This is a genomic window from Pseudoalteromonas sp. JSTW (assembly GCF_013423925.1).
In the GTDB taxonomy this organism is placed as follows: Bacteria; Pseudomonadota; Gammaproteobacteria; order Enterobacterales; family Alteromonadaceae; genus Pseudoalteromonas; species Pseudoalteromonas lipolytica.
The window spans coordinates 517,028-543,461 of sequence record NZ_CP058973.1; the positions used below are offsets into that span (position 1 = coordinate 517,028).

18 protein-coding genes and 1 pseudogene are annotated in these 26,434 nt (G+C 41.9%); 10 read left to right on the forward strand and 9 right to left on the reverse strand.

All coding sequences use genetic code 11. The features are described from left to right. Positions 1–4: 4 nt before the first annotated feature. Positions 5–1,354: a flagellin gene (locus GZH31_RS18605; protein WP_065978977.1), complete on the reverse strand. Its 1,350-nt coding sequence runs from the start codon at positions 1,352–1,354 to the stop codon at positions 5–7. A 363-nt stretch (positions 1,355–1,717) separates the two neighbouring features. On the opposite strand from GZH31_RS18605, the gene GZH31_RS18610 reads away from it, so the two are divergent. Continuing rightward, a complete protein-coding gene (locus GZH31_RS18610; protein ID WP_036972256.1) occupies positions 1,718–2,596 on the forward strand; it encodes an EamA family transporter in 879 nt (292 codons plus the stop codon). Positions 2,597–2,657: 61 nt separating this feature from the next. On the opposite strand, the gene GZH31_RS18615 is transcribed toward GZH31_RS18610, so the two are convergent. Continuing rightward, complete coding sequence (locus tag GZH31_RS18615; RefSeq protein WP_036972258.1) at positions 2,658–3,113, reverse strand: globin family protein; 456 nt, start codon at positions 3,111–3,113, stop codon at positions 2,658–2,660. Positions 3,114–3,676: 563 nt separating this feature from the next. Here GZH31_RS18615 and GZH31_RS18620 point away from each other — a divergent pair. Further along, positions 3,677–5,755 carry a TonB-dependent siderophore receptor gene (locus GZH31_RS18620; protein WP_065978976.1) on the forward strand — a complete coding sequence of 693 codons (2,079 nt, stop codon included), beginning with the start codon at positions 3,677–3,679 and terminating at the stop codon, positions 5,753–5,755. Positions 5,756–5,794: 39 nt separating this feature from the next. Here the strand turns inward: GZH31_RS18620 and GZH31_RS20130 are convergent, their stop codons facing one another. The 3 genes and pseudogenes from GZH31_RS20130 to GZH31_RS18630 all read right to left on the reverse strand — a co-directional run bounded on the left by GZH31_RS20130 (position 5,795) and on the right by GZH31_RS18630 (position 8,990). Continuing rightward, positions 5,795–6,214 carry a thrombospondin type 3 repeat-containing protein gene (locus tag GZH31_RS20130; protein WP_374027203.1) on the reverse strand — a complete coding sequence of 140 codons (420 nt, stop codon included), beginning with the start codon at positions 6,212–6,214 and terminating at the stop codon, positions 5,795–5,797. After that, a pseudogene (locus tag GZH31_RS18625) lies at positions 6,200–7,975 on the reverse strand (PHB depolymerase family esterase); the annotation flags it as partial. The gene GZH31_RS20130 and the pseudogene GZH31_RS18625, both read right to left, overlap by 15 nt. Positions 7,976–8,222: 247 nt before the next feature. Next, positions 8,223–8,990, reverse strand: a complete 768-nt coding sequence (locus GZH31_RS18630) for a rhamnogalacturonan acetylesterase (RefSeq protein ID WP_065978974.1) — start codon at positions 8,988–8,990, stop codon at positions 8,223–8,225. A gap of 354 nt (positions 8,991–9,344) precedes the next feature. Between GZH31_RS18630 and GZH31_RS18635 the strand changes: the two genes are divergently transcribed. The 8 genes from GZH31_RS18635 (at position 9,345) to GZH31_RS18670 (ending at position 22,529) form a co-directional block, all read left to right on the forward strand. After that, entirely contained in the window at positions 9,345–12,371 is a 3,027-nt protein-coding gene (locus GZH31_RS18635) for a TonB-dependent receptor (RefSeq protein ID WP_180311693.1), read from the forward strand. A gap of 151 nt (positions 12,372–12,522) precedes the next feature. Next, positions 12,523–14,001 carry a glycoside hydrolase family 28 protein gene (locus GZH31_RS18640; RefSeq protein ID WP_074988733.1) on the forward strand — a complete coding sequence of 493 codons (1,479 nt, stop codon included), beginning with the start codon at positions 12,523–12,525 and terminating at the stop codon, positions 13,999–14,001. Next, entirely contained in the window at positions 14,001–14,627 is a 627-nt protein-coding gene (gene eda / locus GZH31_RS18645; protein ID WP_074988732.1) for a bifunctional 4-hydroxy-2-oxoglutarate aldolase/2-dehydro-3-deoxy-phosphogluconate aldolase, read from the forward strand. The genes GZH31_RS18640 and eda overlap by 1 nt, the downstream gene beginning before the upstream one ends. Before the next feature lie 61 nt (positions 14,628–14,688). After that, positions 14,689–16,131, forward strand: a complete 1,443-nt coding sequence (gene uxaC / locus GZH31_RS18650; RefSeq protein ID WP_074988731.1) for a glucuronate isomerase — start codon at positions 14,689–14,691, stop codon at positions 16,129–16,131. A gap of 52 nt (positions 16,132–16,183) precedes the next feature. Next, positions 16,184–18,718 carry a glycoside hydrolase family 88 protein gene (locus GZH31_RS18655; protein WP_180311694.1) on the forward strand — a complete coding sequence of 845 codons (2,535 nt, stop codon included), beginning with the start codon at positions 16,184–16,186 and terminating at the stop codon, positions 18,716–18,718. 116 nt (positions 18,719–18,834) lie between these two features. Further along, positions 18,835–19,917, forward strand: a complete 1,083-nt coding sequence (locus GZH31_RS18660; RefSeq protein WP_227006884.1) for a glycoside hydrolase family 105 protein — start codon at positions 18,835–18,837, stop codon at positions 19,915–19,917. A gap of 9 nt (positions 19,918–19,926) precedes the next feature. Next, complete coding sequence (locus tag GZH31_RS18665; RefSeq protein ID WP_074988728.1) at positions 19,927–21,585, forward strand: glycoside hydrolase 43 family protein; 1,659 nt, start codon at positions 19,927–19,929, stop codon at positions 21,583–21,585. Continuing rightward, positions 21,582–22,529, forward strand: a complete 948-nt coding sequence (locus GZH31_RS18670) for an alpha/beta hydrolase (protein ID WP_083202755.1) — start codon at positions 21,582–21,584, stop codon at positions 22,527–22,529. Before GZH31_RS18665 ends, GZH31_RS18670 begins: the two co-directional genes overlap by 4 nt. On the opposite strand, the gene GZH31_RS18675 is transcribed toward GZH31_RS18670, so the two are convergent. From GZH31_RS18675 to GZH31_RS18690, 4 genes are all read right to left on the reverse strand, one after another. Then, the gene (locus tag GZH31_RS18675; protein ID WP_036972278.1) at positions 22,506–23,522 is read right to left on the reverse strand and encodes a LacI family DNA-binding transcriptional regulator; all 1,017 of its coding nucleotides are present in this window, start codon (positions 23,520–23,522) and stop codon (positions 22,506–22,508) included. The two genes, GZH31_RS18670 and GZH31_RS18675, sit on opposite strands and share 24 nt — an antisense overlap. Before the next feature lie 118 nt (positions 23,523–23,640). Beyond that, the gene (locus GZH31_RS18680; protein WP_036972281.1) at positions 23,641–24,942 is read right to left on the reverse strand and encodes a TRAP transporter large permease; all 1,302 of its coding nucleotides are present in this window, start codon (positions 24,940–24,942) and stop codon (positions 23,641–23,643) included. Beyond that, positions 24,942–25,427, reverse strand: a complete 486-nt coding sequence (locus GZH31_RS18685; RefSeq protein WP_036972283.1) for a TRAP transporter small permease — start codon at positions 25,425–25,427, stop codon at positions 24,942–24,944. Before GZH31_RS18685 ends, GZH31_RS18680 begins: the two co-directional genes overlap by 1 nt. Further along, positions 25,424–26,413 carry a TRAP transporter substrate-binding protein gene (locus tag GZH31_RS18690; protein WP_074988727.1) on the reverse strand — a complete coding sequence of 330 codons (990 nt, stop codon included), beginning with the start codon at positions 26,411–26,413 and terminating at the stop codon, positions 25,424–25,426. Before GZH31_RS18690 ends, GZH31_RS18685 begins: the two co-directional genes overlap by 4 nt. Between the last annotated feature and the right edge of the window lie 21 nt (positions 26,414–26,434).

The window sequence follows — 26,434 nt, forward strand, 5'->3', positions numbered from 1 at the left end:
GCAACTACTCTAGTTGCCCTAGCAAACTCAAAATACCCTCTTTTGTAATATTGCGAGCTTGCATGGCAACACTTACTCCCGCTTGCTGAACGATATCGAGTGATATTTTCTCAGCCATGACTTTTGCAAAATCGGTGTCTTCAATACGCTGATTCGCTGAACTTAGCATCAACGACTGGTTTGATTCATTACGGATGGTCGATTCAATCGCATTTATTTTTGCGCCTATTTCAGCCCTAAAGCCGCCAATACGTGACAATGCGGTGTCTATTCTCGTTATTGCATTTTGCGCTAAATTTTCGCTGCTTATGGTAATACCATCAATTGTTAAAGAACCCGCACTGGCATCAATATCTTCAAACATAATATACCCCTCTTCGCCAATAGCACGGTCGGTTGATGTAACTAACATCGGGCCGTCACTCGACTCAGCTGACGATGAATTTAAGCTCCCCAACGTGTCCCAGCTAGCAGTAATATTAAAAGAGCCACTACCAATAACAGTTAATAACAATGGCTCGGTCACTGAATCAACTATAATTTCTTCAAAGTTATTTCCTGGATTACCATTTCCAGAGTACCTAAAGTTCATTCCTTTCACTGTTTGTGAATTTGTCGCAGGATAATTAAAACCATCACCATTAAATAAATCAGTATTATCGTATGTTTCTGTTCCCTGATAACCATTCGCGGGGGTAAATAAATTACTTTCAATAACATCTTTCATACTTGATAAGTCTTGCCCAACTAAGTGCTCTCCAAACTGTGAGAAAAGATTGATATCATCATTCATAGAAAAACTATCAATCTGAATTCTTACATTTGTAGACCCAGCTGGAATTAAACCTAATGAAACTTCACCTGAGCTCATAGTTAAGCTCATATTATTCGAGAATACTTCATTTAATACCGGCACATTGTCCAAGTTAGTTTCCTGCTCTGGCTTTGACATTAATGGCTTTTTACCAAAAATTTCAGTGTCGGCTACAACGGTATTTATATGCTCCCTTAATTGCGAAAACTCTTCATTTAGAGCGGCTCTATCAATATCCGTATTAGAGCCATTAGCAGCTTGCAGAGCTAATGTTCGCATTCTTTGAAGCGCATCAGTGAGCGCCGATAAACCCGCATCGGCAACCTGTCCGTAGCTAATACCGTCTTGTAAGTTTCGAAGCGTTTGTTGCTTCACCGCGATTTGCGTTGTTAAGCGGTGGCTTATCTGTAAGCCTGCGGCGTCATCTTTCGCAGAGTTAATGCGTTTACCCGAGGCTAACTTCTCATAAGTCGAGGTAATTGATTGCGTGTTTTGTAGTGAGTTAGGCGTACGTAGTCGTGGCGAATTGATCGTCAACATTTTGTCTTCCTTGGCAAAAAACTTAAACAATGCAAAACCCATACCAATTTACTAGTATATTATAATTAGAAATGACGCATTGTTCAGACATCGCTTGTTCACGAGTAAATAATCACAATAAATACTGCCGGGTACTCTTAAGATAAATTTTTGTGCACCTGACGTGCGTTTTTCAGTCCGTTGCGACTGAGCACCTGAAAATGCACTTTATCTCTGATAATCAATACATTACAGTTATGAATGCCCCACAACTTAGGTTTCATCGAAAATCGGCTACCGTTTAACGAAAAACATTTCTTAATCATCAAAACATCAGTAAAATCGCCCCCAAACTTCAGCTCTTATTTATTCATAAGGACAGTGATGCAGCGTACCATCCCCCCGTTTTTGATTGCTGTTATTTGCGTGTTATTAGCCATGGTCACCATTCAGTCAGGTGCATCTGTCGCTAAGCAATTATTCCCATTGATTGGCCCTGAAGGGACCACTGCATTGCGCCTCGGTTTTTCGGCGGCGATTCTGTGTTTAGTTTTTAAGCCTTGGAGAGCCTTTCCTCCTATTGGCCAGCGCATGCCGATTATTATTTACGGCTTAAGCTTAGGGGGTATGAATATACTTTTTTACTACGCTATCGAGCGTATTCCGCTGGGTATTGGTGTCGCACTGGAATTTACTGGTCCATTAGCGGTCGCACTTTTATCATCTCGTAAAAAGCGCGACTTATTTTGGGTTGCCTGCGCCATAGCAGGTATTGTGCTGTTATTACCTGATATGAAAGGTGAGGAAAGTCTCGACCCTGTTGGGGTCATTTTAGCGCTAGCGGCAGGAGCCTGTTGGGCATTTTATATTTTATTCGGTAAAAAAACGGGCAATCAAGGCTCAGGCGGCATGACCGTCGCTTTAGGTATGAGCATTGCAGCTATTGTACTTGTTCCCTATGGTGCAGCTTCACAAGGCATGGCGCTATTAAGTTGGGACGTTTTACCTTTAGGTATTCTAGTTGCCATTATGTCAAGTGCCCTGCCTTATACACTTGAAATGGTTGCACTTAGAAATATGCCCGCACAGGGTTTCAGTATCATGATGAGTTTGGAGCCTGCGGTAGCAGCCCTCGCTGGCTTTATTATCTTGGCTGAGTTTTTAAGTGTATGGCAATGGTTAGCCATTTTGCTCGTTATCACCGCATCGGTCGGAAGCTCAATGTCGACCTCAAAACAAACAAAAGTTGAAAGTAACGCTTAAAACTTTCACTATAAAGCCCATGAGCAATGGGCTTTATATCAATACACCCGATTCAATAAAATTATTTGTGATAATACTTAACATTTTTGTAAGTTGCGGGGTCAAAACTGGGGTATGCCGCAGTTCGCATTACATCAGCAATGGCCTTAAAAGTAATGACCCATGCTTTTCTGCATTCAGGGGTAAAATCATCCCCCAAGCCTGTTTTTAGCGTATATAACAATGCATTTCCTACCGGTGTGTAATCATCCACGCTTACACCGTAGTCAATATGTTTTCGTGCAAGTTGTTCAAGTACTGGCACGAGCTCATCTAAATTGTCGAGCCCTTTAACTGCAATACCTAAGGTCATCATTAATTTTTTTCCTTGTGACCTTAAGTCGCTTTTAAAGAGTGTTTTAAGTTTAGGATCATACTCAAATAATTTGGCATAAAAAATGGCTGCTGCGTCGTCGGCTATGGGGGCTACCTTTTTAAAGCTATTTTGAACTAACTGTTTTTGATAAGCGCTGAGCATGCCTATTCCTTTTATAATGAAGATTGTTATTTCATACTAGTACATAAAGACGATTTTACTCCTCAAATACCCAATTTTTGTATGACCCCACTTTATTAACCTTATAACGCATACTGAATTAACTTTAAAATAGCGACTCTGGACGCCGCACTTTATTTACCTAGCCTACACAACGGCTTCGATTTTATGCCAGTGGCTTATTTTATAATGTCATCATTTAGCACACGCAATACACCCTCTTCCACACGTTATTCCGCTAACAATTTTGACCAAGAGTAAAATGGTGATACCTCCTTAAAATTACTCATAATTTTACATGTTGCTAAGCAGCGATAAGCCACTATTAAAATAGACGGTAAGCACAAAATGAAATACGCCTTATAAGCTGCCCTCTTACAAAATAAACTGACATATTTTGTTACATTTATTTGTATTAACATAACACTTTAGATTTAAATCTTGATGATAATTATTATCAGTTGTGATAAGTTTACCGCGAATTATTTTAATCAAAACAATAATCAACCATTGCCATTTACTGCTCACAACACGCGGAGATAAGAATGAAATTAACTCAGTTGCCACTTGCAACCGCTATTATTTATGCATTGAATCCACAACTCAGTTTCGCACAGCAAACTGCTGAGGCTGAAGCGAATATTGAAACACTTGAGATTGTGGGTGTTCGCCAAAATCGTATAAGTGAAGGCGCAACTGGCCTTGCACTAGAGATTGATGAAACACCACAATCAATCAGTATCATCTCCGCAGAGCAACTAAAAAACTATTCAGCCTTTAATATCAACGATGCGCTACGTTTAGCCCCAGGCATCAATGTTGAAGAATGGGAAACAAATCGTACTAACTACACGTCGCGTGGCTTTGAAATTAAAAACACCCAAATTGATGGGGTTGGTTTGCCAAATGATTGGGGCATTGTAACCGGGGCTATGGAAGCCTATGGCTACGAAAACATTGAAGTTATCCGTGGAGCAAATGGCCTTTTAACGGGTGTTGGTAATGCATCGGGCACGATTAACTATGTTCGTAAGCGCCCAAAAAATGAAAATGGTGGTGAAGTAGGTGTTTCATTTGGCTCATGGGACTTTAAACGTCTTCAAGCAGATTACTCTTTGCTTTTAACTGATTCGGGGAGCTGGGCAGCCCGCTTTGTTGCGGCTGCTGAAGATAAAGAATCTTACCTTGACGGGCTTGAAAATAACCGTGAGTTTTTCTCTGTTATTGTCGATGGTCAATTAACAGATAACTCCACTGTTACCGCTGGTTATTCTTATCAAGATGCTGATACCGATGGTAATACATGGGGTGGGCTGGTGTATAACTACACAGATGGCAGCCAAGCAAAATGGGATGTGAGCGACACAACCACCCAAGAATGGACAATGTGGGACACCATCAACACTTCTGCATTTATTGAATACAACTATATTTTTGCTAACGCGTGGCAACTTCAAGCAAGCTATAACTTCCGCGGTTTTGAAGAGCAAGACAAGCTATTTTATGCCAGCGGCACGATTGATAAAGACACTCACTTAGGCTTAAGTGGTTGGCCGGGTCGTTATGACAGTGATATAGATGCAGACTTATTTGAAATCAAAGCATTTGGTGCCTTTGAATTATTTGGTAAAGAACATCAGGCAAGCGTTGGTGTAAGCCATGCAAAAAGTGATGACGTGATGTATCAACACCCATTTGATTTTGCAAACACACCGGCCTATGGTCCAACCCCAGCATTTCCATATGACTTAGATGCTATACCTGAGCCAGATTGGTTAGCGCCTGTTTTATATTCTGATATCGAACAAAAGCTAACGCGTTACTTTGGCTCTGCTCAGTTAAACATTACTGATAAATTATTTACCGTAGTTGGTTTTAACACTATTGAATTTGAGCGCTCAGGCATGAATGCCGGTGCATCAATTGATAATGACGAGAGCGAGACGAGCCCCTATGTTGGTTTTACTTATAAGTTAAACGACGATTTAAACTTATATGCAAGTTACTCTGATATTTATCAGCCGCAAGAGCAAGCAGATTACAACGGCCAATACTTAGCCCCCACCAAAGGCACTAACTTTGAAACAGGTGTTAAGGCTTCTTGGTTTGACGATGCACTAATGACAACGTTTGCCTATTTTACTGCTGAGCAAGATAACTTTGCTCAATACGCGGGCCTGACAGAAGATGGTATTTATTACTATAAAGGCGTGTCTATTGAGTCAGAAGGCTATGAATTTGAAGTCACTGGAAAGATTACCGACAACATCAATATCGTCGCTTCTTATACACATATTGATGTAACTGATGAAAATGGTGATGATACCAATAAATGGGCGCCTCGTGATGTTGTAGGTGTAACAGTAGATTATGCGGTGACCGATGCGGTGGTTGTGGGCTTAAATGGCCGTTGGCAATCTAAAATCGAAAGCACTGACTACAATGTAAAACAAGGAAGTTATGGCTTACTTAATGCCTTTGCTCGATGGAATATCAACGACAACATTGACATACAAGCAAACGTCAACAACATCACTGACGAGCAGTACATTAATAGTTTACAAACTGTGGGTTATTATGGTGCGCCTACAAACGGCAGCCTAACCTTAACTTATAAGTTTTAACTGGGTGGATGTGTCGCCCATCGGGGCGACACAATTTTATTAATTAGGGCAACTGCCTAACTCGTAATACCCCGCACTAGTTTGCGCTAAGGTGCTGGTATAAAAAGTGTTGTAAAGACCTAAGTTATCACCTGAGCCCAACGCATAAGCGTAAGAGCCATTCGTCGTCGCGCGGTTTGCTTGCACATGCGCATAGTTGCTTGAAGTGGTTTCGGTGCATTGGTAATCACCATTCGGTGTTGAATCACACGCATCACCTACACCATCTGCATCACTATCTAGCTGATCACTATTTGCCACCAGCGGGCAGTTATCTAAGCTATCACTGACACCATCGCTGTCAGAGTCACTCGTTTCACCATCTGGAGTGCTGTCACACACATTACCAATCCCGTCATTATCGTTATCGGCTTGATCAGCATTCGCTACATTCGGGCAATTATCTGCGCCGTCGAGCACACCGTCGTTGTCTGCGTCATTACTAGGTTCTGTGGTGGTTTTGCATGCCTGTAAAGGCCCTGCACAACTTGAGTCATCATCAGCAATCCACTGACATTGTTCTGTTCCTGCCGCATACTCCCGCATCGTGAAGCTTGCGGTACCAAACGCTAAATAACACGCCGAATAACCTTCTCCCCACGTAATATGGCCTTCATTAATGTGCAAGTTATAATCGCCAGTAACCCCAGCATCGATGACAAAACTAATGCTGTCGGTTGATGTAAGGGCTGTATCATCGCTTGCTGTGATCACTGCGGTATTATTGCCACCCGCTAGATTGCATTGCTCAGCAAAGTACTCAAGCCCATTCACCGTAGCAGTCACATCACCATTGCTAAAGCTAACCACAACCGTGCTTACGTTTTGATTATCATCGATAACGGTGCCTGTTACTGTAGCGCATTGCCCATTTACACTAGCCGCAGTATCACTGAGTACAGGTGCTGTGGCCGCAGGTTCTGGCCCAACACGTACAGTAAGATTTGCTTCATTACCTTGTTTAGCTTCATTATCTGTGGCACTTACACGCACTTCATAAAGACCATCGGTGAGTGCACTTGTCACCCCGCTAAAGGCATTATTCGCATCGACTTGCACATTGAGAGATTCAATTAAGCTTGTCATCCCTGCGGCCAGGCTATACACATTTATATTCACACTCGTTACACTGCCTTCAGGGTCGATTGCGCTGCCTGTAATGGTGAGCTGACTGTTACTGTCTGTGGCATTTAAATTACTGATTTCGGGGCCAGAGTTGCGATCAACACGTTTATTGTTCGCTGTAAAATACTCGCCTAAATATGTTGCAAAGTTAATGCTATTTGCTGCGACATAATCACCCGAAGCACCTTGCCCACCTGACCATGAGTGGTCTAAATTATTCAACCACAGCATAGCTACTCGATTATCTTGCCAGTGTGATTGCTCTGCCGTGCGAGTGGCGTCGTCGCTAATTGTTGTTGTCCCCGATAACTGATTAACCCCATAAAGCGCTGCAAACCCATTGGCATTTTGTTGGTTATAACATGTGTTTACTGTGGTATCGGCTGTGCCGTGAGCAACCACTGCGATTTGTGTTTCAAAACTATTTTTGTAGCTACCAGCATAACTTTCACAACGTGATACAAACGTATTTTCAGAGACTGTTTCACAGGTCGAAATAGCGCCACTTGAACTGGTACCAATAGTAGGACCCGCACTGGGTGCAACCCCTGCAAATACATCAGGTGCCACACATGCTGTTTGCGCGGCCATCGCAGCCCCAGATGATAAGCCAGCAATATAGACCTGTTTCGGGTCGATATTACGGGCTACATCACCACTTAAAGCATTGGCTAAATTAATCAAATTCTTATAATCGCCAGAGCTGCGGTTTATTGCACCTTGCCAATAGGACCAGCAGCTATACCCCGCTTTATTCATCGCATCAGGCACGGCTATCACCATGCCATGAGCCTCTGCGGCCTCTTCTAAATTGGCACTTAAATAGTTATTGATTGGTTGCACGCAGCCATGCAGGACTAACATTAATGAATGACCATCACCGATACTCGACTGCGTATCTGGCGTGTAAATATGAACATTATTGAAACCGCCGATGCTGACATTTTGCTGCCAACTACCTGCAAAACTTGGCTGTGAGAAAATAACAGCGCAGAGCACGGCCACAGGCGTAAACGATGCTGATTTTCGTTTACATAATTGTGTTATTTTTTGCATATATCGCCTTTATAGTTGTTATCATTGCTGTCTGTCAGTTGATGACTAACCCAATGTAGTAGAACAATTAAAAAAGCGAACTATAACTATAGTGCTATAAAATTAAGGACAATAAAGCCAAAAGAAGCAACGCGTTTATAATGTCAATATGTGGAATTACACGAAACCGATTAACAAAACCCGATAAAAAAAGCCTCACAATCTTATTGTTAGGCTTTCAGTAAAAAATACAACTTAACGCTCAAATTTAACGCTTTAGGTGTTTAGGGTCTGGCTTCCTAACTTTTGCAACCAAGGGATGATTCATCTTCTTTAATTCTGTTAACACAAGCTGAGCAACCTCTGTTGCACCCAGTTGGTTCAAATGGGTGTCATCTGTTACACCTAACGGGTAATTAGGGTGCAAATCAGGGGCAATATGCATGAAACGTAATGCAGAGCCGTCATCACCTAGCGCTTGAAAGTAGCGTTTAGTAATTGCTTCCATGTCAATAAAATCAACCTTTGTTTGTTTAGCAACATCTCTTACCGCATCTGCATACAGCGGGTGCGTCTCTTTAATCGTTCCGTCTTCATTAAAATAGCGGCGCGTTATCGGTGTCATTAACAGGGGATGAGCTTGCTTTTCGCGCACATCTTTGATGAAGCCAAGTAAATTTGCTTTAAAGTCGGGTACGGATGTGTAGCGGTCAACTTTTTGTTTTGATTGATCATTATGACCAAACTGTATGATGACATAGTCCCCTGGCTTAATCTCGTCCATAATCATTTGCCAACGACCTTCTGATTTAAAAGTCCGTGTGCTGCGACCATTTTTAGCCAGGTTAATTACCTGTACTTGATCATTAAAGAAGTATTGAAAAGGCATTCCCCACCCTGTTTCTGGGTAATCTTTCACTTCTTTTATTGACATTGTAGAGTCTCCCGCCATAAAAACGTTGATCTGTTCATCAGCCTGAGCAGTAGACGAAAGCGCAACACCGACGTATAGAAACCTTAAAAAATGTTTAAACATTGAACTCTCACTGTAGAAAATTAACTCAATAAAAATGACCCTAGCACACACTGCCACCGGTGGCAAATAAATAAATAAAATCAACCCACTATTGCACCATCATGTAACTTGCGGCGGTTTTAAAAACGTTAATTTGTAAAGGAAATATTAATATTTTTGGTTTATTTGGTTTGACAGCACGAATTTTTACGTATAATTTCTACCTAAATGCCACCGGTAGCAAAACAGGGATTTAAAGTGGCATTTTACTCTTTGCGTAATTGAACACACAATCGCATAAAAAAATAACAGGATATGACTTATGCCGTTTGAAAGTCATGTAATTTATAACAATAAACTACAACTGGAACAGCAATGACAACAAGTAAGCAAACATTCAAACTAAGCTATCTTATGACCTCACTATTACTCAGTGGCGTAATGGGAAGTTATGCTGCTAATGCACAAGAACAACAAAATAATGCAGTAGAAGATGATGGCATCGAAATTATTCAGGTTAAAGGCTACCGTGGCAGTATTAATGCAGCGCTAATGTCTAAGCGTGAGGCGGTAGGCACACGCGAAACAATCATTGCTGAAGATATTGGTAAGTTTCCAGATCTAAATGTTGCCGACTCCCTGGCTCGAGTACCCGGTATCTCTATTGAAGAAGATGCTGGCGAAGGACGTCAAATAACAATTAGGGGTCTTGGTTCTCGGTTTGTAAAAACAACGATTAATGGCATGGAATCAGCTTCAGCAGGAGCGGCAACCGATGCGGCTGGTGGCTCTAATACTTCACGCGCCTTTGATTATAACGTGTTTGCTTCAGAACTCTTTACACAAATAGACATCGATAAGACCGTGTCTGCAGAAAGAGAAGATGGCGGGATTTCAGGTAATGTCAATTTACAGACTGCGCGCCCTTTCCAATATGAAGGCTTTAAAGGCTCATACAATGTCAATGCCCGCTATAACGATATTTCTGAGGATGTATCGCCGCGCGTGTCATTTATGCTCAGTAATAACTGGGATAATAAATTCGGTGTACTTGCCTCTGTTGCATACAGTGATGGGACCGTCCAAAGTGAAGGTTCATCAACGGTTCGCTGGACCGTCAATAATCCAAACTATGTTGATGGCGGTTCACCCGTTGGTCAAGGAGGTACAAACTACCTATCAGCTGCACCTAAGACCATTTTGTTAGAAAATGGCAATTACACAAACGATAATCTGGATGGTTTATATTTACCCCGTATACCTCGTTATTCTATCTTTTCAAAAGAGCAAAAACGCCTAGGTGCAACCGTCGCCTTCCAGTACGCTCCTACTGATAATCTTTCAATGAACTTAGATATTCTCCATGCAGAGCTAGACACGACAATGGATGAATATCAATACTCAGTATTGTTACGTGATCAAAAAAATATCGTACCTGAAAACATCTATACAGATCCTAACAATACAATTGTTGCTGGTGCGTTTTCAAATGCAATTATACGTTCAGAAGCACGACAAGATTCCTCTGAATCAAACTTTGATCAAGTAAGCTTTACGGGTGATTGGTACATTAATGATCGTTTAAAAATGAGCTTTTTAGTAGGTAAAGGAAAATCTGATTTGGATGTACCTTATCTTCGCACTTTTGCACTTGATGCAGAGGGCTCAACCGTTGCTTACAGTTACGACAGTAATATTGACCCACTTTCTCTAATTAATAATCCCGGTGGTGAAGCGATAGGCAGTGCGCAGTTAAACACAACAATGCCATCATTTGCTTTTGCAGCAGGACAAGCTCCTGGAAACGCGTTTACCAAAGAGCAATTACAAAACACCATGCTAGACGCTAGCAATTACAGTGCTGGGCTCGTTCGTAACCGCGCACAAACTATTGAGAGCGAAAACTCAACCATTAAACTTGATTTTGCCTACGAACTTAATGATGAATACACAGTGAAATTTGGTGTAGGGCAGCGTAGCTTTGAAACTGAACAACACGACTTCCGCAACGCGTGGAAAAACCTAGATATAGAAACGAACAAAACCAGCGGTAAATCAGCTGAAACACAAGTTATTGACTTAGATGCCGATCAAATAGCGGGAGACTTATTTTCTACCACACTTAATGAGACCGGTATTCACTTTGGTAATAATGCCTCAGTACCGAGCACTTCAACACTATTTGGCTCTACATGGCTAACACCTGACTACAATGCCATGATGGATGCATTTTCTAATGCCGCCTTTTTTGAAGCGAAGGAAGAGTACAAACGTGCCTATTATATAAAAGAAGAGGTAAACACAGCCTACCTTCAACTTAACTTTAGAAAAGATATATTCAATTCAGAACTAAGGGGTAATTTAGGTCTTCGCTATGTTGATAACAAAAACACGAGCCGAATTGTAAATCTGGATCATATTTACAAAGATGGCTACACAGCAGGCAAAGGTGATGGCGCTAACTTTGAAAATGGTTATGGTTGGCGAGAATCGATTAGCACAGGTGATGAATGGTTACCTTCGCTTAACCTAGCTTATGATATCACTGAAGATTTAGTCGGTCGTTTTAGTTACTCACACGCTATTACCCGACCAAAACTATCTGACTTACGTTCATCAATAAGTGTTAATACCCCTGATGAGCAAGACCCTACCGCAACAATTAAACGTGGTGCGGGTCCGTCACTTGAGCCGTACAAAGCAAAACAATACGATATAGGTCTAGAGTGGTACTTTGCAGATGAATCTCTGGTTGCGGGTTCTGTTTTCTTTAAAAATATCACCGGTATTTCATCTGAAAGTAGTGATGAAGTGTTAAGTCAGGCTGAGTTAGATCGCTTGGGTATCGACATTGGTGATATGAACGCAGAAGATATTACCTGGACCGTAACCCAACTTACTAATACCGACGCTGAAGATATGTGGGGCGCTGAGTTTATTTATCAGCAGCCATTTACGTTCTTGCCTGAGCCCTTTAATAACTTAGGGATCCAAGCAAACTACACATATATCGACTATACCCGCGATATCGAAGACCCTTTTTATGGTAATTCACTAAGCCTAGTTGAAGAAGAAACATCAAAAAATACATATAATTTAACCGTATATTATGAAGTAGATAATTGGTCAGCACGTTTCTCATACAACTATCGTGGTGGTTATAACAAACAATACCTCGATGAATACAAAGATGAATCAACGTTTGTACGTGGCTATGATGACAAAGCAAAACTCAACTTCTCTGCTCGCTATGAACTGACAGAAAATATGAGCTTGTCGTTTGAAGCCGTTAACTTAACTGATGAAAAGCAAGAGATGTGGAATGATATTTACACACCTCGCCCATACGAAAGCTTATCATCAGGACGCCAATTCTTAGTCGGCTTGCGCGGATCATTTTAACAAATGACTCCCCTCCAAATAACCAATACTGTGTGGTTGGTTATTTTTTATAAAATCTCTAGCAACAATTGCCACCGGTGGCAATTGTTGCTAGAGTACTTCAACTATAAAAACAATTAGCACACACGTTGTGACTACAGGAACCTTGAGTATGAACAATAATCGCCGATTTTTTCTTAAAGCCTTCGCCTCGAGTAGTTTAGTAGGTACTGCTGCATTAATGGGCTGCAAAAGTGCGAGTGTAAATACCTTACTGACGCCAACAGATAATAATGATTGGTCAGCAGCCGAAGCGATTAAAAAGAACATTAAAGTACCACAGTTCCCCGAGAGTGCTTTTAATATCGTTGACTTTGGCGCTCAAAGTGGCGGTACGTTTAATAATAGCCATGCTATAAAAAAGGCTATTTTAACCTGCCACCAACAAGGTGGTGGAAAAGTTATTATTCCTGAGGGTGTATTTTATACCGGCCCGATTCACTTATTATCGAACGTTAATTTACACCTTGAAAAAAACGCAGTGCTAAGTTTTAGTACTAATCCAGATGACTACCTACCTGCAGTATTCACTCGTTGGGAAGGCCTCGAGATGATGGGGTATTCCCCTTTAATTTATGCGTATGGCCAACAAAATATAGCTATCACTGGCGAAGGTGTACTAGAGGGTAATGCGAATAATACCACTTGGTGGCCATGGAAAGGTCCGCACAAAGAAAAACACTGGGAATTACAATACCAAGAAAATGGTCAATTGATGGATCAAAAACCAGCACGTAAACAATTAATGGTTGATGCTGAAAACGCCTTACCTGTTACTGAGCGAATCTACGCTGATGGTGCATATCTGCGCCCCCCTTTCATTCAACCCTACCGCTGTAATAATGTGTTAATTGAGGGAGTGACTATCAAAAACTCTCCTTTTTGGTTAGTAAACCCCGTGTTATGTAACAGTGTGACAGTCAGTGGTGTCACGTTTTCAAGCCATGGGCCAAATTCCGATGGTTGCGATCCAGAAAGCTGCAATCATGTGCATATAAAAGACTGTACGTTCGATACAGGTGATGACTGTATTGCAATTAAATCGGGGCGAAATGCTGACGGTCGTCGCGTCAACACGCCATCTGCCAATATAGTGATCGAAAACTGTCACATGAAAGAAGGTCACGGTGGTGTCGTCATTGGCAGTGAAATATCAGGCGGTGTGAACAATGTTTACGTACAAGATTGCACGATGGACAGTCCACATTTAGAACGTGCCATCCGTATTAAAACCAATTCTGTCCGCGGTGGATTAATTGCGCATATTCGCATTCGTAATGTTGAAGTTGGCACAGTAAAAAATGCAATTGTTATTAATTTCTTTTACGAAGAAGGTGATGCAGGCCAATTTGACCCCACCGTACGCGATATCGTTATAGACAATCTGCACTGTAATAACGTGCTTGATAAAGCGTTCTATTTAAATGGATTTGAGCGGGCACCTATCAAAGATTTTACAATTATAAATAGCCACTTTGATAACGTCGCAAAACAGTCAATCGTTAAAAATATCACCGATTTCAATGTTGAAAACGTCACCTTGAACAATCAATCAATTAGCGCAAAACAATTATTAGCGGAGTCAATCTAATGGCACAGAGCGCATTTTCTAAATTAATGGCAGGACAACCGATTTTGCCAATCATCCAAGCACATGATCCACAGCAAGGAGTCGCCGTTGCTCGGGCTATGCAAGATGCTGGTATTAATTTAGTCGAAGTTGTACTTCGCACTGAGCAATCATTAGCTGCAATAACAGCGATAAAATCGGCATTACCAAATCTCATCGTGGGTGCGGGGACAATTACCCGTAGTGACACATTAAATAACGCCATTAATGCAGGCGCTGATTACATTGTAACGCCAGCAGTATCGCCTCGCCTGCTAGATGCTTTAGCAAGTTGTGGCAAACCATGCTTACCAGGCGTATCGAATAATGCCGATATTCTTCTCGCCAGTGAATATGGCTTTACAGAACACAAGTTATTCCCAGCTTCATTGTGTGGCGGAATCGATTTTTTACACGCTGTCTCGAGTGTTTTTCAAGAGGTACGCTTTTGTCCTACAGGCGGTGTAAATGCTCAAAATTTCAAAGATTTTTTAGCATTAGATAATGTATTTGCTGTGGGTGGAACGTGGGTCGCAAAACCTGATTGGGTGAATACAAAAGACTGGCAAAGTATCACTCAAGCCTGCGCTAACGTACTAACAAAATAAATTGGCCTATTTTGCCACCGGTGGCTAATAAGTAAATGAATAAAGGAATAAAGGAAACACTATGACTCGTCAATCACAGTCTCTTAAACTACATCCTGATCGCCTATTTTCAAGCGATCCCGCTGTCGTAAGCATTGCCCGTGAACTTTACAATGAAATTAAAGATCTCCCTATTGTAAGCCCACACGGCCACACAGACCCTAAATGGTTTAATGAAAACCCTCATTTTGGTAACGCTACTGAGCTTTTCATAAAACCAGATCACTATGTGTTTAGAATGCTCTACAGCCAAGGCATCGACTTAACAACGTTAGGAATTCCTGAGCATGGCTTAGAAGGTGATATGGCGCGTTCTAAAAGCGTTGATCCAAAAAAAGCATGGCAAATTTTTGCGGACAATTATTACTTGTTCGCAGGTACACCCAGTGGCTATTGGCTAGACGCTGTATTTAGCGATGTTTTTGGTTTTACTGAAAAATTAAATTCAGACAATGCGCAAGACTATTATGACAAAATCACCGCAGAGCTGGCGACTGATGCCTATAAACCGCATGCGCTAATGGACCGTTTCAATATTGAGCTAATTGCAACCACAGAAGGTGCGCTAGACTCGCTCGAACATCATCGTGGCATGGCTGGCACAAACATGGCAAAGCGAGTTATTACAACGTTTAGACCAGATGATGTGGTTGATGCAAGTCGCGAAGACTTTATTGATAATGTCGCAAAACTAGGGGAGCTAACCGAGCAAGATACCACAACATGGCAAGGGTATTTAGACGCTATACGTATTCGCCGTGAGTACTTTAAAAAAGAAGGTCGCGCAACAGCCACTGACCATGGGCACCCCAGTGCAATAACTGCCGACTTGTCACTGAGTGAATGTGAAGCATTGTTCGAAAAATGCCGAACTGGTCACGCAAATGAGCAAGAACAAGAACTGTTTCGTGGACAAATGCTGACCGAGCTTGCAGGCATGAGTATCGAGGATGGTTTAGTAATGCAAATCCACCCAGGTGCACACCGCAACCATAACCAACCGATTTTCAATCAATTCGGTCGTGATAAAGGGGCAGATATCCCAAGCCAAACAGAATATGTAAACGCGCTTAAACCACTATTGAGTAAATACGGTAATCATCCAAAGTTAAAAATCATCTTATTCACCCTCGATGAAACCACCTATAGCCGCGAGCTTGCGCCACTTGCAGGCCACTACCCTAGCCTAAAACTAGGGCCTGCATGGTGGTTCCATGATAGTCCGGCTGGTATGCTGCGTTTTCGTCAACAAACCACTGAAACAGCGGGCTTCTATAATACTGTTGGTTTTAATGATGATACGCGTGCATTTTTATCTATTCCAGCCCGCCACGATGTCGCGCGTCGTGTGGATTGTCGCTATTTAGCTGAACTTGTTGCTAATCACCAAATTAGTATTGAGTCAGCGCATGAACTCGCTTATCAGTTAACCTATGGTTTAGTGAAAAAAGCATACAACTTATAATAAAAACACTTAGGCCAAAGCTTTGCTTTGGCCTTTTCAGGGGAGAACAACAATGAAACATTTACCCTCACGTCACCTGATACACACATCACTGATTACTTTCGCTGCTTTGTCTGTTACCGCTTGCCAACAAGCAGAACAACCCCAGCATCACAGCATAAAAGAAGCACAGACAGGTTCTGTTGCCACTGTTGATATTGCTAATCCCAGCCCGTTTAATCGCGAAGATGAAGCTATTTATTTAAGCTACTACGACTTAGGTGTAGCACCTAATACAACGCTTGCGGTAAATATCGGCGATAATCAAGTTGCCAATCAAGCGATTGATAAAGATTTGGATGGAAAGAACGATGGTATTTTGTTCGTTACTGATCTTTCTAAAGGTGAAAATATACACGCAGAGATAATCTCAACAACACGTCTCGCACCTTCCAAAAAGCGTGTACAAGCAGATTTAGCTCATAAAGTGGGTGGTGAATGGGTACCTCATACTCGCCCACCAAAACACCAACAAAATGCTGGAATGAAAGAATATGTCGGTGGCCTGTTTAAAAATGTTCAATCCATAACCCCTCCTGAATATTACACAGACCATTCAAACTGGATCCGCTATGAAGGACCGGGGATCGAATCAGATAAGGTCGGTTATCGCATTTACCTCGATTGGCGTAATGGTTTTGATATCTTCGGAAAACTGACTCCAGAACCCGTATTGCACAACGTTGGTTTAGATGGTTATAAGTCGTATCATTCGCTGCAAGATTGGGGAATGGACTTATTAAAAGTAGGAGGATCGCTAGGTGCAGGTGGTTTTGCCTATACCAATGAGAAAGGTAAGCTTGAACATGTCAGCAAAGTAGATACTCGTACTGCAAGCATCACTGCGAATGGCGATCTATTCGCCCAAATTCAACTTGATTACCATGGCTGGCAAAACAGCGTACAGCAACAAGACCTCAGTGCATTTATCAGTATGCAAGCGGGTTCTCCACTGGCAGAAGTCACCTTAAAACTCGACAAACCACTTGATAACATCACCGCAGGCCTTGTAAAACATCCCGATACGACCTTTTTAAAAGCCGATTTACAAAGCATGAGCAATTATGGCTATGGGTATATTGCAAGTTGGGGCAAACAAAGTCTCGACGGTAAGGCGCTAGGCATGGTGGTTTTTTTCAAAAAAGGGGATGTAAAAACAGTACGCCAAGATGATAAAAACTACTTAGTAGAATTAACGCCAAAAGGCCAGCAAGGCAGTCAGCAAGTTCACTATTATTTTGCATCTTTATGGCAAGCACAAAGTGGTATTAATACCGTAGAACAATTTGAGCATTATATTAAACAACAAGCGCAAAAGCTGACCATTAAGCCTCGAATTCAGCTCAAAACATCGTTGACACAGAATGCAATGCAAGCGTCTATCTCCGCAGAGTCTGCACTTAAGTGGACACAAGCATTCGCAGATTCTGAACTGGCGCGTAAAACGCTAGGCTACCACTACAATGGATGGGATGTTAACCGTAAGCGCTCTCCAAAGTTTGAATATGACATTATTGGTATTCAACCGTATGCTTATTACACACTTGGTGAACTCACAGATAATGCGGAATATAAACAAGTCATTGAAAAAGTGACCGGAAGCTTTATTTCTGAAGATGGCCTTATTTCAGCCTATAAACAAAGCAATTTTAATATTGATAATATTCCGCCTGGTCGCAATTTAATTACGCTATACCAGCAAACAAATGAACAAAAGTATCTAAAAGCAATTCATGCGCTAAGAGAGCAATTACATAAACACCCTCGCACGTCGACAGGGGCATTTTGGCATAAGAAAAAATACCAAGGCCAAGTATGGCTTGATGGTGTGTATATGGGTATGCCTTTTTTAGCTGAGTACGCAGCCTTATTTGAATCGGGTCACCAACAACAAGAAACCTTTGCCGAAGTGGTGAACGAATTTAACTTAACCCGCGAGTTTTTAAAAGATACACAAACAGGGCTTTACTATCACGGCTGGGATGAGCTTAAACAACAGGCATGGGCTAATAAATCAACGGGGCTTTCACACGAGGTATGGGCTCGCGGAATGGGCTGGCTTGCGATGGCCGTTGTCGATGTACTTGATTATATTCCTGAACAAAATAGTCAGCAACGAAAACACTTACTTACCATGGTGCAAGAAATTGCCGACAGTCTAGAAAAAACGCAAGACCCAGCAACCGGCACTTGGTGGCAGGTAATGGATAAACCCAATGCGATAGGTAATTATAGAGAGTCATCAGCAACGGCGATGTTTACCTACTTCTATGCAAAAGCAATAAATAAGGGCTACTTAAGCACCGATTACCTTGCTACTGCATATAAGGCCTACCAGGGATTATTAAACGAATTTACCTTATTGCACCAAGATGGCACTGTGTCTATGACTAACCAATGTTATGTAGCGGGGCTTGGCTTTGGCCGTGATGGGAGCTATGACTACTACATGAGTGAACCTGTTGTTGCAAACGACCCTAAAGGCAACGCGGCGTATATTTTAGCTGGCACAGAAATGGTAAAATTGCTTCGTCAGAAAAGTAAATAATCATGCAAACATTTCGCTATTTATCGATTTTATTAACCTGTATTTTAAGCGTTTTTTGGTCAGTAAACAGCATTGCAAGCAATGTTAAAAAACCCCCTATTAGGTGGTCGATATGGATGGCTGAATCAGAAATGCAACGTCATCCGCATGCCTATTTGATTGACTGGCGCACTGCTGCTCGCTGGGACTATACCCATGGCTTAGAACTTATGGCATTTGCTAAGCTTTATCAAAAAACAGGCGATACACGCTATTTCAATTACATAAAAGAGTATGTTGATAGCCTCGTTATGGACGATGGCACGATTAAGACTTATCAACAGAGTAAATACAACATTGATATGCTCAATGCTGGTAAGTTATTGTTTTTCATGTATGACGAAACAGGCAACAAAAAATATCGACTCGCCATCGACACACTAGTAAAGCAATTAGAAAAGCATCCCCGCACTACAGAGGGGGGATTTTGGCATAAAAAACGCTACACCTCACAAATGTGGCTCGACGGTTTATACATGGGCGCACCATTCTACGCTGAGTACATTCGTCGTTATGGTCAAAAAGAGCAATTTAGCGATGTTATCAAGCAATTCCAACTTATTGAAAAGCATTTATACCGACCTGATACCCAACTCCCTGTTCACGGCTGGGATGAGTCAAAGAGTCAAAAATGGGCTGACCCAATCACAGGACAATCAGCAAATCACTGGTCACGTTCAATAGGTTGGTATGCCATGGCGATGGTTGATGTGTTAGCGCAATTGCCAGATGATTATCCTGAAAAAGCATGGTTATCTCGCCGCTTTAAACACTTAATCGATCGCTTATTACATTATCAAAATGACACTGGAACTTGGTATCAAGTCACAGATAAAGGCGATGAAGCCGGTAATTATCCTGAATCCTCTGGAAGCAGCATGTTTACCTACGCAATCATCAAAGGAGTATTAGATAACGCCTTACCTGCCTACTACTTAGTGTACGCAGAGCAAAGTTATGCTGGATTAATCGATGAATTCATCGCTGTCGACAAAAAAACAAAACGTATTTCAATCACATCAGCCTGTGAAGTCGCAGGGCTTGGCGGCAAGCCATATCGTGATGGTAGCTATGATTATTACTTAAGCGAAAATATCCGAGATAATGACCCTAAAGCAGTTGGGCCTTTTATTTTAGCGAGTCTTTTATTAGGCAGATAAGGAAATCAAGTGAAAGCGATTTATGTCTTAATAAATACCCTTTTTTTTGTCAGTGTTACTTTACCGGCTATTGAACTGATAGAGTTCCCCACTGAAAAAAATAACATGCCGCTCATTTGGCAGGCAGATTTAGAAAATGGGTATTACCAAAACCCTATCATTCATGCTGACTTTTCAGATCCTGATATCGTTGCCCTGGGTGATGATTATTACATGACGGCATCAAGTTTTAACTCTGCGCCGGGGTTGCCTATTTTACATTCAAACGACTTAGTTAACTGGCAACTCATAAATTACGCACTCCCTATTCAACAACCGCGTGAGCACTACAACACGCCACAACATGGTAATGGCGTTTGGGCACCCAATATTCGTTATCATAATGGCTTATTTTGGATTTTTTATCCTGACCCAGATTTTGGGATCTATGTTATTACAGCCAAAGACCCCGCTAAAGCATGGTCAACACCCACATTAATTCTAAAAGGGAAAGGAATTATCGACCCTACACCCTTATGGGACGATGATGGCAAAGCTTACTTGCTCCATGCGTGGGCAAAAAGCAGGGCCGGATTTAACAATGTTCTCTCAATTCGTGAAATGAGTGCTGACGCCAGTTGGGTAAGTGACGAATACCAGCATATCGTCGATGGCAATACCCTGCCCTCATATCGTACCTTAGAAGGTCCTAAGTTTTACAAGCGTAATGGCTTTTATTACATTTTTGCTCCTGCTGGCGGAGTCGATTTAGGTTGGCAGTCAGTTTTTAGAAGTAAACACATACTAGGCCCGTATGAAGACAAAATTGTAATGGCACAAGGAAACTCGCTAACCAACGGCCCACACCAAGGAAGTTGGATCAACACGCCATATGGCCAAGATTGGTTTGTTCATTTTCAATCTAAAAATGCCTACGGCCGTATCGTGCATTTACAACCGCTTCAATGGCTTAATGATTGGCCCGTGATTGGCCGAGATCCCGATAAAGATGGCATCGGCGAGCCGGTTTTAAAGTATCGAAAACCCAAAGCTAAACGGTTCTTAAGCACTCAAATACCCAACAGCGATGAATTTAATGCTGAGCAACTTGGTTTACAATGGCAATGGAACGCAAATCCACAGCCACACTGGTTTTCTTTAACTGACAGTGCTGGCTATTTAACACTATCCCAACAGCAAGAAGTAGCAGACAGTTTGTGGCTTACTCCTTCGCTGTTATTGCAAAAACTACCGGCAGAGCGCTTTTTCGTTGAAACAAAATTAGTCTTTAATCCAGAAACTTACCAGGGCGACAGCGGTCTTTTATTGTTTGGCGAAGACTATGCGTGGATCGGTATATCGCGTTCAGATGAAGGCGCACTCCACCTTGTTTATAGCCAATGCAAAGGAGCACGAAAAGGATGTACAGAACATAAAACAATCATTACAGAGGTCACCACTGAGACAATGTATTTAAGATTACTGGTGCAACCTGGCGCTCATGCGGTATTTAGTTATAAAACGTCAGAAGCCTCACAATATCGGGCCATCGGAGAGCATTTTAGTGCCAAAAAAGGCCGTTGGGTTGGTGCCAAAGTGGGCTTATTCAATGTCAATAAGTTGGTCAGTCGCAATTCTCACTCTGTACATTACGATTATATTCGCTTTTCTAAGGTAGCTGATAAATGAAACACACACTCCCCCTTATCGCTTTTCTATTAAGTGGAATATCAAACCACGTTCATAGTGCGTCTTATACTCTTGAAAACACATATAAAAAGTTAAAACCACGCTACAGCGAGTTGCATCTACCAGATGACAGCCCAATCAGTAATTTAAACGTCGAACAACATACGTACCCAGGTAAATTGCGCTCCCAGTCAATCACTATTATTCGACCTAATAACAACACTGTATTACCACTGATTGTATTGGTGCATGGTGGAGGATGGGGTTCGGGTTCGCCGGCCATTTTACAAACCCTCGCAGCAAAACTTGCCGCTAAGGGCTTTGTTGTGGCAACCCCTGCTTATACACTTTCGGATGAGGCGCAATACCCTGCATCGATTCATGATATTGCACTAGCAACACAGTGGTTAAAAAGTAACGCTTCACGCTTTCACTTAAATGCTGAAAAACTGACCCTTGCAGGCAGTTCAGCAGGCGGGCAAATAGCTGCCCTACTGGCTTATAGTCATGGCAAGTTATCGAATCAAAGTGCCTCATTGGCAGTGAATGCGCGCGTGTTAATCAACATTGATGGCCTGTCTGATTTCACTACCCCTTTGGCGCTGCGCTACGAGAATGATAAAAGTAAGGCGGTTACATCTGCCAGTAAGTGGTTAGGAGGTCGTTATGAAGAAGTCCCTGCAATTTGGCAACATGCATCCCCAATTAATTACATCTCAAACACAAGCCCTGCGACTTTATTCATCAACGGTGGCTTTGCGCGATTTTATGCAGGAAAAAAAACAGTTCAAGAACAATTAACTGAGCGTGGCATTACAAACAAGGAGCATGTGTTTAAAGAGGCTCCCCATTGCTTTTGGCTATTTCACCCTTGGCAAAATAACACGGTTGAATTAATCAGTGAGTTTATTAATAAACAGTTAGCCGTTGACTCTTCCCGTTGACTCGCGTGTAACGAGGTTAGGTGTCACTGTTTTTTGTAAGGCTAACTTTTCCTGATTATTACGGGATTTATTGATCAGCTTTTGGACTGCCAAACACGCCATATTAAACACTGGGCGTCGGATAGTTGTTAATGAGGGAATAATACGTGATGCCAAAATATTATCGTCGAATCCAGCCACAGAGAGCTCATCGGGCACTCTAATATTTAAGTTGTTTGCAACCCGAAGAACCGCTGCAGCCATTTCATCGTTATTTGCAACGATTGCAGTGGGTCTTGGCAAAGTATTAAGTAATTGCTCAGCACACGCCAAACCACTGTCATAATTGTTTTTACCTTCAACTATGCGGTCTGTTGGTAGCTTAACGTTATATACCTGCAACTCAGCCAAAAAGCCTGCTAAACGTTCAATCGACGAGCGGTAATGTTGAGGGCCCGAAATAAACCCAATATCTGTATGACCTAACTCGACTAAATGTGTCGCCATATCACGCATGGCAGCACGCTCATCAGACACAACAATATTGTCTGCATCATCTAAATCAACTGACGCAAGACGAACATAAGGACAATTAATTTCTCGAAGCGCTGCTGCCAATGCTTTATTTTCAGAGACAGGAGGTAAAATAATCACGCCATCTAGTTTTGAGCGCGAAATAAAACTAAGGCAATCACTAATGAAGTCATCGCGTTTTGATGATCCAGGGTGCACAACAAGCTCATAGCCAAGCTCAGCACAAACACTCAATGCGCCACGTTGCACTTCATCAATATACAGTGCATCGGGGTTATCATAGATTAAGCCCAGTAAGTAAGAACGACTCGACGCCAAACCGCGCGCTTGCTTATCTGGCGAGAACCCTGTTTCTTTAATAATTTCTAACACCCGCTCACGGGTTGCTTTACCGACCGCCGGTGAGCAGTTTATCACTCTCGAAACAGTGCGTTTAGAGACCCCTGATAAACGAGCAATATCGTTGATTGTTACAGACATATAAAATTCCAGAGTCAACTACTTAGCGACAGTAGTGTTCAGCTTTTAATTATTAAAAGTACACAAATTCGTTACATTATAAATGACAAAAGAGGCGACATGCACCTCTTTGGTGATTTTAATCTAATAAACCGAATAAGCGTGGTAAAAATTCACTAATTGCAGGTACATACGTAACCAACATTAGTACCAGAAACATCACTAAATAAAGTGGCATCATGGGTTTTATTATTTTATGTATCGCTGTTTTTGCAACTGCACAACTTACAAATAATACACTCCCCACTGGCGGAGACACTAATCCTATCGATAAATTGAGAACAATCATGATACCAAACTGAACAGGAGACATACCAAATTGCATTGCCACCGGTAAAAATATCGGTGTGAATATCAGTACAGCTGGCGTCATATCAATGAATGCGCCCACAAGTATCAAAATTAAATTAATTAATAACAAAATAATTATTGGGTTATCACTTAATGTTAAAAAGAATTCACTGACCATTTGTGGAATATGCGTATAGGACAAAAGCCACGACATTGCCGAAGATGCAGCAATAATAAGCATCACAATGGCGGTTGTTTCGCAGGCCTTAAGTAATAACTGAGGCATTTCATTTAAACGAATTTCTTTATACACAAACACAGCAAGGACGAGAGCATAAATCACGGCAACGGCCCCGGCTTCTGTCGCCGTAAAAACACCACCAATAATGCCCCCAATCACAATAAAAACAAGTAATAAACTGGGCAATGCTGCGATTATTTTTTCGAACATGACCGAAAAAGGCAGTCGCGCTGTCACAGGGTAATTGTTCTTAATAGAATAAATTGCACACACCATCATCAGTGCTAAACCGAGTAAAATACCCGGCAAATAACCCGCAATAAATAAGGCTGCAATCGATACTCCCCCACTCGCAATAGCGTAAATAATAAGAATATTACTCGGGGGTATTAGCATACCTGTTGTTGCCGCACTTGCTGTGACTGCTGCTGCAAAGTTTTCGCTGTAACCGTGCTTTTTCATTTCTGGCACCATAAAACTACCGATAGCCGACGTAGCTGCAACAGCAGAACCCGAAATAGCACCAAACATCATGCACGACATTACATTCACAAGCGCTAAACCACCGGGTAAGAAGCCAATCATTGCCATAGCACACTCAATTAAACGCTTGGCTATGCCTCCTTGGCCCATAATTAAACCAGACAAAATAAAGAATGGGATGGCTAACAAGGCAAAGCTATCCAGACCGCCCATCATCTGTTGGGAAATCGTAATACTTGCTGGCGTAAAATCCATATGTAACGTAAGCGCAATCAGTGTCGATAATGCGATACAAATAGAAATAGGGACATTAATAAACAGTAAGATGAAAAAACACACAATTAGAATTATGGCTGTCATTTCCATTATGATTCCTCCATCACATTCATTAAGCAATTAACAATATTTTCAACGCAGTTAAATACAATTAATAGGCCACTTAACGGCAATACAGCATAAACAAAGCCCATATTAATACCCAGAGCTGCCGAGCTTTGTTCAAGCTCAAAACTCAGCATCATTAACAAACTGCCTCCATACACTAAAATGCAAGATGCGGTTATCAATACCGATAATTCAATAATAAAGGTGCATTTTCTGCGTAGTGTCGGAACCATTTTTTGATAGAACAGATCAAGTCCTAAATGGGCGCGAGTTCTGTATGCGTACGATGCGCCTAAAACCCCAATCCACATTAATAAAAAACGTGCTAACTCTTCTGTGTATGAACTTGGCGAACGCAAAATAAAACGCGAAAACACCTGCCAAGTCACGACAGCCACGATGGCGATCATCGCTACTATCAAAATCCGTTCTATCAATGAGTTAAGATGTGAATTTAGCTTTGTCATTTTGCCTCCCCCATCGCTTTGATAGCCTTGATATGTTGCTCAACAGGCGTACCTGCAAATGATGCATGAAAATCGGCGACTTTATCCTGAAACGCTTTTTTGTCGGGGTAGGTAACTTCAACGCCGGCCTCAATAACCGCTTTAAGCGCTTCATCCGATGCTGATTGCCAGAGTGAACGTTGGTATTCAACAGAATCAGCCATGGCTTTAGTTAGCCATGTTTGCTGTTGTTCACTCAAGGACTCCCACACTTCTTGGCTGGCCAAAATAACATCAGGCACAAAGGTATGTTCATCTAACGAGTAGTACTTCGCAATTTCATAGTGGCGAGATAAGTAATAACTGGGTGGGTTATTTTCAGCGCCGTCAACAACCCCCTGCTGCAGAGCCGAATACAGCTCAGCCCACGCAATAGGTGCTGCAGCACCGCCAAGAGCTTGTACCGTCGCAACGGCCGTGGGGCTATTTAATACACGAATTTTCTGACCAATTAAATCGTCAGGCGTGTGAATGGGTTTTTGGGTCGTATAAAAGCTTCGGCTGCCTGCATCGTAATAACCTAACCCTTTGAGTCTTGCTGAAGATACTTTATCAAGCATGTCTTGGCCTAACTGACTGTTTAATACGCGCCAAAAATGCGCACTGTCATTAAACAGATAAGGAATACCAAACACCTTCATTTCTGGCACAAAGCCCTCAAGTGGACTCGCAGACACTTTGGTAATAGCAAGACTACCTATTTGTAGCAACTCGATAAGCTCTCGTTCTGACCCTAATTGACCACCGGGATAGATCACTATTTCCATACTTCCGTTGGAATAGTAATCTAAACGTTTTGCCATATACTCCATCGCTTGATGCACCACATGCCGGGTATCCAGCGTGTGGGCAAGCGTCAAGCGTGTGGTTTTGTTGTCATTGCTGCAGCTGGTTATAAAACCAAGCGTAAAAACCACGAAAACGCTGTAAAGAAGATTTCTATTCATTATTATTTCTTCATTGTGTGT